10 protein-coding genes and 3 pseudogenes are annotated in these 9,813 nt (G+C 69.4%); 5 read left to right on the plus strand and 8 right to left on the minus strand.

Going from position 1 to position 9,813, the window contains the following annotated elements:
• Positions 1-383: 383 nt before the first annotated feature.
• From AC067M_RS03825 to AC067M_RS03850, 6 genes and pseudogenes are all read right to left on the minus strand, one after another.
• Positions 384-1,373: a magnesium and cobalt transport protein CorA gene (locus AC067M_RS03825; protein WP_478695366.1), complete on the minus strand. Its 990-nt coding sequence runs from the start codon at positions 1,371-1,373 to the stop codon at positions 384-386.
• Between the two features lie 514 nt (positions 1,374-1,887).
• Positions 1,888-2,155 (minus strand): annotated as a pseudogene (locus tag AC067M_RS03830) (DUF4235 domain-containing protein).
• A 2-nt stretch (positions 2,156-2,157) separates the two neighbouring features.
• Positions 2,158-2,622, minus strand: a complete 465-nt coding sequence (locus AC067M_RS03835) for a DUF3618 domain-containing protein (RefSeq protein ID WP_478695367.1) — start codon at positions 2,620-2,622, stop codon at positions 2,158-2,160.
• Positions 2,619-3,038, minus strand: a complete 420-nt coding sequence (locus tag AC067M_RS03840; RefSeq protein WP_478695368.1) for a phage holin family protein — start codon at positions 3,036-3,038, stop codon at positions 2,619-2,621. Before AC067M_RS03840 ends, AC067M_RS03835 begins: the two co-directional genes overlap by 4 nt.
• Before the next feature lie 153 nt (positions 3,039-3,191).
• A complete protein-coding gene (locus AC067M_RS03845) occupies positions 3,192-3,698 on the minus strand; it encodes a phosphatase PAP2 family protein (protein ID WP_478695369.1) in 507 nt (168 codons plus the stop codon).
• A 116-nt stretch (positions 3,699-3,814) separates the two neighbouring features.
• On the minus strand, positions 3,815-4,870 hold the full coding sequence (locus AC067M_RS03850; protein ID WP_478695370.1) for a YihY/virulence factor BrkB family protein: 1,056 nt from the start codon (positions 4,868-4,870) through the stop codon (positions 3,815-3,817).
• 80 nt (positions 4,871-4,950) lie between these two features.
• On the opposite strand from AC067M_RS03850, the pseudogene AC067M_RS03855 reads away from it, so the two are divergent.
• Positions 4,951-5,071: pseudogene (locus AC067M_RS03855) on the plus strand (DUF2382 domain-containing protein); the annotation flags it as partial.
• A 73-nt stretch (positions 5,072-5,144) separates the two neighbouring features.
• On the opposite strand, the pseudogene AC067M_RS03860 reads toward AC067M_RS03855, so the two are convergent.
• Both AC067M_RS03860 and AC067M_RS03865 read right to left on the minus strand, forming a co-directional pair.
• Positions 5,145-5,288, minus strand: a pseudogene (locus AC067M_RS03860) (GvpL/GvpF family gas vesicle protein); the annotation flags it as partial.
• On the minus strand, positions 5,285-5,692 hold the full coding sequence (locus AC067M_RS03865; RefSeq protein ID WP_478695371.1) for a gas vesicle structural protein GvpA: 408 nt from the start codon (positions 5,690-5,692) through the stop codon (positions 5,285-5,287). The gene AC067M_RS03865 and the pseudogene AC067M_RS03860, both read right to left, overlap by 4 nt.
• 879 nt (positions 5,693-6,571) lie before the next feature.
• On the opposite strand from AC067M_RS03865, the gene AC067M_RS03870 reads away from it, so the two are divergent.
• The 4 genes from AC067M_RS03870 to AC067M_RS03885 all read left to right on the plus strand — a co-directional run bounded on the left by AC067M_RS03870 (position 6,572) and on the right by AC067M_RS03885 (position 9,612).
• Positions 6,572-6,739 carry a hypothetical protein gene (locus tag AC067M_RS03870; RefSeq protein ID WP_478695372.1) on the plus strand — a complete coding sequence of 56 codons (168 nt, stop codon included), beginning with the start codon at positions 6,572-6,574 and terminating at the stop codon, positions 6,737-6,739.
• Between the two features lie 257 nt (positions 6,740-6,996).
• The gene (locus AC067M_RS03875) at positions 6,997-7,260 is read left to right on the plus strand and encodes a CopG family transcriptional regulator (protein WP_478695373.1); all 264 of its coding nucleotides are present in this window, start codon (positions 6,997-6,999) and stop codon (positions 7,258-7,260) included.
• On the plus strand, positions 7,257-7,670 hold the full coding sequence (locus tag AC067M_RS03880) for a type II toxin-antitoxin system VapC family toxin (protein WP_478695374.1): 414 nt from the start codon (positions 7,257-7,259) through the stop codon (positions 7,668-7,670). Before AC067M_RS03875 ends, AC067M_RS03880 begins: the two co-directional genes overlap by 4 nt.
• A 439-nt stretch (positions 7,671-8,109) precedes the next feature.
• On the plus strand, positions 8,110-9,612 hold the full coding sequence (locus tag AC067M_RS03885; protein WP_478695375.1) for a hypothetical protein: 1,503 nt from the start codon (positions 8,110-8,112) through the stop codon (positions 9,610-9,612).
• Positions 9,613-9,813 lie beyond the last annotated feature (201 nt).

Here is a 9,813-nt window from a genome sequence, read left to right on the forward strand (position 1 = left end):
GATTGAGACGTCAGACATCTCGGTCAACAGCCCGGGGGCCTCGCTCGTTGCGGCTCGCGGACCGTCACCTGATCGGTGGCCACCTCGAAGAAGCTCAGTGAAGCAGCGCCGGGGGTGGCGGGGCCGGTCCGCGCTCCTGCCTTCGTCCCGCGCGGACCGGCCCCGCCACCCCTGCTCGCACACATGCGCCGCAGCCTCGACGAGCTCCGTCGGCCGGTGCCTGGCACTGTGGCAGATGATCCTGTTGCGCTGGCGACGCATGGCGCGCTGCTGGCCTCAGGCCCGCCGTCTGGCCGATCAGCTCGTCCAGGACTGACCCCTTTGAGGGCGGCGTCGGCAGGGGTGTCGCCTCGCCTCCGTCGGCTGACGGAGGTGCCTGGCGTTCACAGCCAGCCGTTGCGGCGGAAGGTCCGGTGCAGCAGGGCGGCGGCGCCGACCATAACGGCGACGGCGAGCGGGTATCCGTAAGTCCAGCTCAGTTCCGGCATGTGTGCGAAGTTCATGCCGTAGAGCCCGGCGACGAGGGTCGGGATGGCCAGGATCGCGGCCCAGGCGGAAATGCGGCGCATGTCGTCGTTCTGCCAGGTCCCCACCCGTGCGAGGTGGGCGTCGAGGGCGGAGTTGAGCAGCTCGTCCAGGGAGCGCACCTCGGTGTCGGTGCGGTGCATGTGGTCGGCGACGTCTCGGAAGTACGGCAGCATCTCCTCGGGCCACCCGGTGTGGGGGCCGGCGAAGTCCTGCACCACAGGGACCAAGGGCTGGACGGCGTCGCGGAATTCCAGGACCTCGCGTTTGAGGGAGTAGATGTTCTCGGTGAGGTCCTCGCGCTCCGGGGAGAACACGCGCCGCTCCAGCGCGGTCAGGCCGGTACGGACCTGGGCGGCGGCCTCGGAGTAGGAGTCGACCACCGTGTCCAGGACGGCGTGCAGCACGGCGACCGGCCCGAACCGCAGCATTGACGGGTCCTCACCGAGCCGCCGGGCCGCCTCCCCAGTGGGGTCCGCCGGGCCATGACGCACGGTCAGGGCGAAACGCGGACCGGTGAAGACCATCACTTCGCCGGTCTCCACCTCGCAGCCGTCCCTGACGTACCACAGGGTCTTCAGCGCTACCGCGAGCACGTCCCCGTACCGCTCCCGCTTGGGCCGCTGGTGCGCCTCGCCGGCGTCCTCGACCGCCAGCGGATGCAGGCCCAGAGGGGCCGCCAGTTCTTGCAGATCACCTGGGCCGGGATTGTCCAGATGCACCCAGCAGAACTCGCCTTCCCCCACCCGCTTCAGGCTGTCCAGCACCGCCTCACGGCCACCGTCGACCTGTCGGCAGTCCACCTGCTCCGGCTCGCCCGCTGACTCACGGTAGATGACACACCTCATCCTTCACGCCTGCACCGCAGCGGCGATTGCATGCCTGCCGTCCATCGACAGCCAGCCGTCAGACATGCCGCCCACACATGGCCACCACGCTTCCTTCACATGTCCGGGCTTTCCGTCTGGATGGGCGGGGCTACCCGAACTGACGGGGTGACGTGGGTAGAGCGACCGCAGCCGGTTCAGTGCCGGCTGAGGTGTTCTTCGGCCTCACGCAGCGCGTGGTCGGAGGCGGAGTCGGGCATCGAGGCGTGAGGTTCGCCGACTCGGTCGTCTCCGGCTAGGCCAGTGTCATGTCGTGTCGTTGGGCACGGGCAGCGCTGTGGCGGGAGCTCACCCACCACCGCGCGGAGCTCACCCGTCACCGCGCCAGCAACACCGCAGCGGTGACGGCCACAGCGGTGAGAGCGGCTGATGCGCGGTGATCGGTCACGGTTTCCTCTCACCGTTGCGGGCCGACTGCGCGGGCTGCTTCCGACGGCGCCCGGGAGGGCCGAGCGCCGTCGGCAGAGGGGGTGGATCAGCCGGGCCAGGTTCCGGTCAGGCGGCGGGTGCCGGCTGCTCCAGCCCGGTCGACGGCGGCCTTGACCCCGGCGAAGATCGCGCCCTGCAGGGTTGCGGCGAGCAGAACCTCTTGCCAGATGCAGTCCTCGTCGGTGGCGTCCGGGGCGTCCTCGTCAAGGCCGAGCTTCTTCCACACCTGCTTCGAACAGCCCGCCGGCAAGCACGCCGCTGAGCGCGCCGAGCGCCAGGCCGACCGGCTTGTAGGCGACTTTCGATGCCTTCACGGTTACCTCCTGCCCCGGCGGCGCAGCAGCAGCCACGCGGCCACCGCCACGCTGCCGGCCACGATCAGCGCGGTGCGGTTGTCGCGGGCGGCCTCGACGCCGTGCTGGGCCTTGGCGCGGACTGGTTCGGGTGCCTTGTCCTGCCACACCTGACCCGCCTGTCCGGCCTTGGCCTTCACCTGCTCGGCTGCTGCGGTGGCCTTGTCCTTGACCGGGTCGGGCAGCTTGTCCTGCACCAGGTGCGCAGCCTCGGCAGCCCTCACCTTGACCTGCCCGGTCAGTTCTGCGGCCTTGGTGCCCGCCTGCTCTTTCAGAGCGGTCGCCTTCTCCTGCGCGCGGGCCTTGACGTCCGTCTTGGCCGCCAGGTCCTCGACCGTCTCCCCGAGTTCGTGGCGGGTCTGCTCAACCTGCTCCCGCAGCTCTTCGGTGCTGGAGGCGTTGGGCTCGTCGTGAGGCGGCTGGATCATCGCTGTGCACTCTCCTTGATTTCGGCCACATCGGCCTTGACGCTGTCGATGGTCTGCTCGGGTGCCGGCGGTGCGGCCTGGCTGACCTCCTTCTTGCCCGTCAGGGCCAGCAGCGCGGTGGCCACGCCGAGCACGGCGGTGACGATCAGGGCCGCTGCCCACACCGGGAGCGGAACGGCCAGGGCTGCGATGGCGGTGGCGACCAGGGCCTGCGCTGTCAGGAAGCCGACCAGGCCCGCTCCGCCGAACAGGCCGCCGCCCTTGCCGTACCGCTTGCCCTTCTCCTTCATCTCCGCCTGCGCCAGCCGCATCTCCCCGCGTACCAGCTCCGTCAGCTGCTGGGAGGCCCGCTGGACCAGATCGCCGACCGGCTCCTGCGAGCCGCTCGGGCCGCGGTGGGAATCCTGAGTACTCATGACGGATTGCCGCCTTTCTCAGCTGCCGGTAGTAGTCCTTGCCCTGGATGGAAGCGCCGGCCCGTGCCGTTGACCGACGCACGGCAGTGCCCCGGGTACCCGGGATGCGGACACACCATCCGGCGGACCTGCGGTTTCGGTGGCTTGAAGCTGTTACCGCAGCAAGCGCTGGGCCAGGCGGGGAGCACGATGCACCAAGGAAGCTGCAGCCAGGCCGATCGCGGCGCCGCCGGCGACGTCGGAGGGGTAGTGGGCGCCCGTGTGTACGCGTTCGGCGGCCACCATGACGGCCGGCACCGCACACACCGCGCCCGCCCACGGCCACACCGTCGCCACCGCGGCGCTGAACGCCACCCCCGCAGCGGTGTGCCCGGAAGGGAAGGACGAAGAGTCGGGGCGGTTATGGACCTCCTCGTGCGAGATCCACTCCTTCGGCGGCCGACGCCGATGCCACACGCCCTTGAGGACACAGTTCGAGGCGACTTCCGCCACGGCCATGCTCGCCAGGCCGGCAGTCGCGGCCCTGCTCCCCCGCCACCCAGCGGCGGACAGGGCCACGGCGGCGCCCCACCACAGCTTGGTGTGCTCGGCGCTCTCCTCCACCGCCGGCAGGACCCGCCGCACGCAGCCCGACCGCCACGACGCCACCCATCGCGTCAACCGGTGATCACCCTCACGAAGATCCGCCAGCACTCTCATGACCTGCGACTTCCCGGGCTGAGCAGCGCCTGACTCGATGACCTCGGCAGATACCTCATTCCAAGCGGCGCCGGTCTTCATTCCAGGCGGCGCCGGTCTTCCTCGCTCCACGCACGGGTGTCGCGGGGCGGGACATAGGGCTCTTCGTCCTCGGGCAGACCGCCGGCGACGGCGCGCTGGCGGGCCATCTCCGCATCGAACTCCAGGCCGAGCAGGATCGCGATGTTGCTGATCCACAGCCACACCAGGAAGACGATCACCCCGGCGAGGGCGCCGTAGGTCTTGTTGTAGGAGGCGAAGTTCGCCACGTAGAACGCGAACCCGGCCGACGCGATCACCCAGATCACCAGGGCCAGCACGCTGCCCGGCGTGACCCAACGGAAGCCACGGCCCTTCACGTTCGGTGTCGCCCAGAACAGAATCGCCATCATGATCGTGACCAGCACGACCAGCGCCGGCCACTTCGCGAAAGACCAGACCGTCAGCGCCGTGTCGCCGATGCCCAGAGTGGTGCCTGCCTGGTGGGCCAGGTCGCCGGTGAACACCACGATCAGTGCGCTGACCAACGCCAGGATGAGCAGCGCCACCGTCACGCCCAGACGGACCGGCAGAACCTTCCACACCGGCCGCCCCTCCGGCGTGTCGTACACGGCGTTGGCGGTACGGATGAACGCCGCGACGTAGCCGGATGCCGACCACACCGCCACCGCCAGGCCCACGATCGCCATGACCGAGCCGATACCCGCGTTGCCCTGAAGTTGGGTCACGGCATCGCGGATGACGTCGCGGGCCGATCCGGGGGTGAGTTTCTGGAGGTTGTCCAGCACCTGCTGCGTCGCCGACCGACCGGCGATCCCGAGCAGCGAGACGAGCACCAGCAGCGCGGGGAAGAGGGAGAGCACCCCGTAGTAGGTCAGCGCCGCAGCCCGGTCGGCCAGCTCATCGTCCTTGAACTCCTTGACGGTGCCCTTCAGCACCGCCCGCCAGGAGCGCCCAGGCAGCTTTGTGGGCTCGTCCGGGGCCCGCCGCTCCACCTGCTCATCCGGTCCCGGGCGCCTCTCGCGCCCGGGTTCTGTGTCCTGGCCGGCTGCGCTGTGCCGACCCTGCCTGCGCGTGGTGACCATCCGTGCCATGACGGGCGGGTATCCGCGCGCCCACCCGGTATGCCCCAAGCCCTAGATGCGCCCGAATTGCCAATTCAGTGAGTTTCGCGATGATCACCAGAGAGCAGATTTCCGACCGTACCGGACCACCCGGTCCATGACTCGGACGGCAACAAGATCGGCGAGGCCAGGCACGTCTTCCTCGAGGACGCCACCGGCCAGCCGGAATGGCAGGCCAAGGACGCCCCCAACATCGACTGGGACGCCCTTGACGAAAGGCCAATCAGCCCGGAACCGCCGCAGCTCCACCGGGGAAATCGCTGACGATCGCGGCCAGCTCACCCTGGCGCAGCACGCGCATCGGCCGCGGAGGGTCTCCGATGCCGTCCGTGTCCTGCGGGAGTCAGGAGTGCGAGGCGCGGACGATTCCGTAGACGTAGGTGCTCATCCCTCGCCCTCCCTCCTGTGCGCGCCGGGCCGGGCGCCCTGACGTTCCTTGCCCTCGTCACGGGCCTGCTGGAAGGCGTCGGAGATCGTCTCCGCGGCGCCGGACAGAGCTCCCTTGGTCTTGCCGCGGGCGCCGGACTCGGTGGCTTTCCCCGTGAGCTCGGTAAGCCCGGCAGGCTTGCGCGGCCCCGCCTCCAGGTCGAGACGGTTGCACGCCTCGGCGAAGCGCAGGTAGGTGTCGACGCTGGCGACGACGATCCGTATGTCGATCTTGAGTATCTCGATACCGACAAGGGAGACCCGCACGAACGCGTCGATCACCAGCCCACGGTCGAGAATGAGTTCCAGAACGTCGTAGAGGCCACTGGAACCGCCCCCACCGCCTTGCTGTGTCGCCACGGTCATCACGACCAACCCCTTGCCATCTGCCTCTGCGCGGTCCCGTCGGCGCTGCCCCTCGCTGCGACGCAGGTTTCCGGTGCGAGTAGCCCCTGCCACCCGCGATCAAACGCATGTACGAGTCCTCGGCGAGGTGGACCTGCGGCGGACGCCGACGTCTACCTGTGCGGCTCCGTGCCCTTCATGCCCACCGTCCGCACCCAACTGCTACTGGACCGCACGCCGCATCCGCTACGAAATCCTCGCCCCCGACCTGTGGCCCAGGCGGAGGGCCGATCACCGACGTCAGGCGGGCACGGCTTGAACGGACGCAGCGTCAGGCCGGCTACCGACAAGGTCGCGGTCACGAGCCTTGACCGGTAAGGACGAGGCCCCGCTGCCATCGGAGTCCAACCGGCCATGCCACCAGTGACTGAAGGCGCCTTCCACGGGGCGCGGGCTGGGCCGATGGTGTGATGCCGTTGGCACTGCCGTTGTTCTGGGCGGTGATCGCACGTTGTGCTGGATGGTGGTCTGTTCGGCGGTGGCGATCGTCGCCGCCTGCGCAGTCGGAAGGTGTCCAGGGTGGAGCGGTGGCCCCGTAGAGGTGAGTATGAGCAGCTGGGAGAGACCGGTCTGGAGCCCCGTGCCGGGATACGACGGCTGCCGGGTGCTGTGTGACCAGCTGGCTGAGGCGATTGATGCCATCTGCTGCCAGGCGGGGTTGGTGCGGTTGGCCCAAGCCCTCGACCCGGCGGGCGACAAGCCTGATGGACCGTGGGAAGCGGCACCTTGAACGCGGCACGGTGACGCCGTTGCCAGATGCGAGGACCCTGACCGGATGCCAGTCTGGGCAGAGGACGCCAGTCTGGGCAGAGGACCAACAGCAACGCCGGAGGTGCGGTCATGGGCGCAGAAGGGATGAGGCAGCGGGCCAAGGACATGGCTGACAAGCTGCTGCACAAGGGCCACGGTGGACAGAGCAGCAAAGCGCGCCACAAGACCCAGGGGCGCAACAAACTCTTCGAGGAGCAGACGAAGAGGCTCCAGGAGCGGCGGCACCGGCATCGGTGACCAGTAGTCAGCCGCGAGTGCCGGCCCGAACATACTGGTCACGCGCTCGCCGGGCGTTCCCGCTACGCGAGCTTGCGTCGTACGCCCTGCACCGCTGACGGCGCGCTGGACTCCTGAACGCGGCCCGGCACCGCTGACGGCGCGCTGGACCCCTGAACGCGGCGGAACATGACCAGCACCGAGGGTCCCGGCGCTGGCAAGCACATCGGGCCGCACCCTTCACCAGCGCCGGTAGGATGCAAGGTAGGATAGGTGGCATGAGTGAGCCTACCGGCAAGTACTCGATCACCATGCCGCGCGACATCGCCGAGGCCGCCAAAGCCCGCAGCGGCCCCTCCGGGCTGTCCGCCTACGTGGCCGCCGCCGTGGCCCGCCAGATCGAGCGCGACAATCTCAACGAACTCATCCAGGTCGCCGAGGCCGAGCACGGGCCCGTCACGGACGAGGAGATCCAAGCTCTGCGCGATCAGCTCCACCATGCCCGGCAGGAGCAGGCACAGGGCGGGTCGCACGCCGCGTGACCCGCTCTCCGGCCGTACCCGGCGGCACCCTGGTCCTGGACAGCGCAGGGCTGGCCAAGGCCGTCCTGCGTGACCGCACGGTCACCGGCTGGCTCGCGCTCGCCCGCGCGGACGACCTGCGCGTGATCACCTCTGCGGCCATCCTCGTCGAGGTGGTCCACCCTCGCATCAACCGGCCGGCCCTGGAGTGGACGCTGTCCCGCCTGGTTGTCGAACCAGTCACCGAGCCCATCGCCCGCCATGCTGGCGCCCTCCTCGCCGACGCCGGCCTGTACGGCGACAAGTACGCCATCGACGCCATCCTCGGTGCCACCGCCCTCGCCGCCCCCGGACCCGTCACCGTTCTCACCTCGGACCCGGAGGACATCACTGCGCTGTGCGGCGGTCGCGTCACCGTCATCAAGGTCTGACGACCGCCGCCCGCCCTGGTGGACACGGGACGTACCTGAATATGGAAGATGTCGAACTTGAATTGCCGCGGGGTCCGATCGGGCTGAATCTCCCGCATGATCTCTCCGACCAGTCCCGAGAACTTGATCGTGATAGGCAGGAGTCCACCCAAAGCAGCCGAGTTCCAGTTGTGCTTGGTGAGGGCCAGCACTTCCTTCAACTGCACCTCACGGGACGCCACCAGCGGAAACGCTGAGGGTGGGGTCTTCGCGTATGTGCAGGCGTGTGCCGCTGGGAGCGGCCGTATGTCGGGGTCCGTGGACGAGGCGTGGACGAGGCGTGGATCGGATCTTGGAGCATCACCGCAGGTGAGCTGGCCTTGCACGGCCCCGACGCGTGGCCCGGTAGGGACTGCCAAGTCCGTCGACACGATCAAGTGATCGCTGCCACGATGCTTCGATGCCCTCCTCCCTCACGGAACTGTGGTTGCGCGGCATTGCCGCCAACCCGGCCGCACCATCCGACGTCTTGCTGCGCCTGCTGCACCCGGCTGCACGCGCGGCCTGGAAGGTCCTGTGCCAGGAGCGCGCCCTCCCCGCTGACGTGATCGACGCGGTGATCGGGCATCCGGAGCGGTCGGTCCGCCGGGCCTTCGCCCGCAACCCCTACGCCGCCCCGGCGCAACGGAGCCGACTGGTCGACGACCCTGATGCTTTCGTACGCGCCGACCTCGCCTCCGGCCCCCGCCTGCGGACGGGGCGAGTCGAGGCGCTCCCCGACGACATCCTCGAAACCCTGCTGACCAGGCAGGACGACCCTGATCACCCTCAGCCGGTCACGGCTGACGAAATCCGACAAGAGCTGGCGTTCTCCGGGCAGATACCCATGTCCTTCTACCGTGAGATGCCGGCTCACAAGAACCCCGAACTGCGGGTACAGGGAGCCGGCTCGTGGATCTGGCTGACTCCCGGGCAACGCAATGCCCTACTGGCCGATCCGGACCCTGCCGTACGCGACGCCGCGCGCAGGCACAGTCGGATCCTGGATCCCGCAGCCATGGAGGCCGACCTGCCGGAAGCCGACTGCCACCACCGGTCACTCCTGCTCGTCAACTACGCCGTCTCCCGCACCGTGGCCGAGGCGTGCCTCGCCGACGGACGCGACCTGTGGGCTCTGGCCCACAACCGCTACACGCCCGCTGACGCGGTCGCGCGCCTTGCGCGCCATCCCGATCCCCACGTACGTGAGCGCATAGCCAGCCGGGCCGACCTCGATCCCCCACTGCTGGTAGTCCTCGCCAAGGACCCGGACGACACCGTGCGGACACGGGCACTGGTGCACCCTCTGCCACGCACCTGGGCCCAACGTCAGGCACTTGACCGGGTCGTCGGCCGCACCGCCGAGGCCATCGGCCCGGTCGCCGAGATGTGGGTGGAGCCGGACACCGACTGGTACAGCGCGTGCGCCGTATCCACGCATCCCCTGCTCCGCCGAGTCGCTGCGACCTACTCCGGACTTCCCCAGGAACTGGTGCATCGTCTGGCCGACGACCCCGACCCGGACGTGCGGTACCTGCTCGCCTGCAACCACCCGCTCGCGCCGCCCGCAACCGTCCTCGACGCCTTCATGGCCACTCCGCAGCAGCGCCCGTACCTCCTGACGCTGCCTCACCTGCCTCGCACCGGTCTGCAACATCTCCTCAACCACGAAGACCCGGACGTGCGCGGACTGGCCGCCGCCGACCCCACACTGGACCGGCCCCCCATCCACCTGCTCACCGACACCGACACCGACGTACGTCGAGCCGCCGCCACCAACCCGCTCCTGCCCCTCGATCTGATCGAGACGCTTCTGGAGGCCCCTGACACCGCAGAAGCGGCAGCGGCCAACCCGGGCTTGTCCCCCGAACGCCTCCACGAACTGCTGAACCGCACTGATCTGCCGTACACCGCGGCAGAGTGAGCCGCCGCATCGGCCGTATCCCACCCGGTTCCGCGGTGTTCACGTTCGGCGGCCAAAGCGCTCTGTAAAGCAGCAGATCGTGTTCGCGGCAACGACGGGGGGGGGGGGGGGGGGGGGGGGGGGGGGGGGGGGGTGGCCCCCCCCCCCCCCCCCCCCCCCCGGACACAACCGCGGGCGACCACCCCCATACAGACCCCCTCC

The organism is Streptomyces sp. NPDC043427, assembly GCF_056436655.1.

What these genes read in the sequence shown, in the direction of transcription:
- AC067M_RS03825 (WP_478695366.1), bottom strand. Translation starts at nt 1,373, where the DNA reads ATGAGGTGTGTCATCTACCGTGAGTCAGCGGGCGAGCCGGAGCAGGTG.
- AC067M_RS03835 (WP_478695367.1), bottom strand. Translation starts at nt 2,622, where the DNA reads ATGATCCAGCCGCCTCACGACGAGCCCAACGCCTCCAGCACCGAAGAG.
- AC067M_RS03840 (WP_478695368.1), bottom strand. Translation starts at nt 3,038, where the DNA reads ATGAGTACTCAGGATTCCCACCGCGGCCCGAGCGGCTCGCAGGAGCCG.
- AC067M_RS03850 (WP_478695370.1), bottom strand. Translation starts at nt 4,870, where the DNA reads ATGGCACGGATGGTCACCACGCGCAGGCAGGGTCGGCACAGCGCAGCC.
- AC067M_RS03865 (WP_478695371.1), bottom strand. Translation starts at nt 5,692, where the DNA reads ATGACCGTGGCGACACAGCAAGGCGGTGGGGGCGGTTCCAGTGGCCTC.
- AC067M_RS03870 (WP_478695372.1), top strand. Translation starts at nt 6,572, where the DNA reads ATGGGCGCAGAAGGGATGAGGCAGCGGGCCAAGGACATGGCTGACAAG.
- AC067M_RS03875 (WP_478695373.1), top strand. Translation starts at nt 6,997, where the DNA reads ATGAGTGAGCCTACCGGCAAGTACTCGATCACCATGCCGCGCGACATC.
- AC067M_RS03885 (WP_478695375.1), top strand. Translation starts at nt 8,110, where the DNA reads ATGCCCTCCTCCCTCACGGAACTGTGGTTGCGCGGCATTGCCGCCAAC.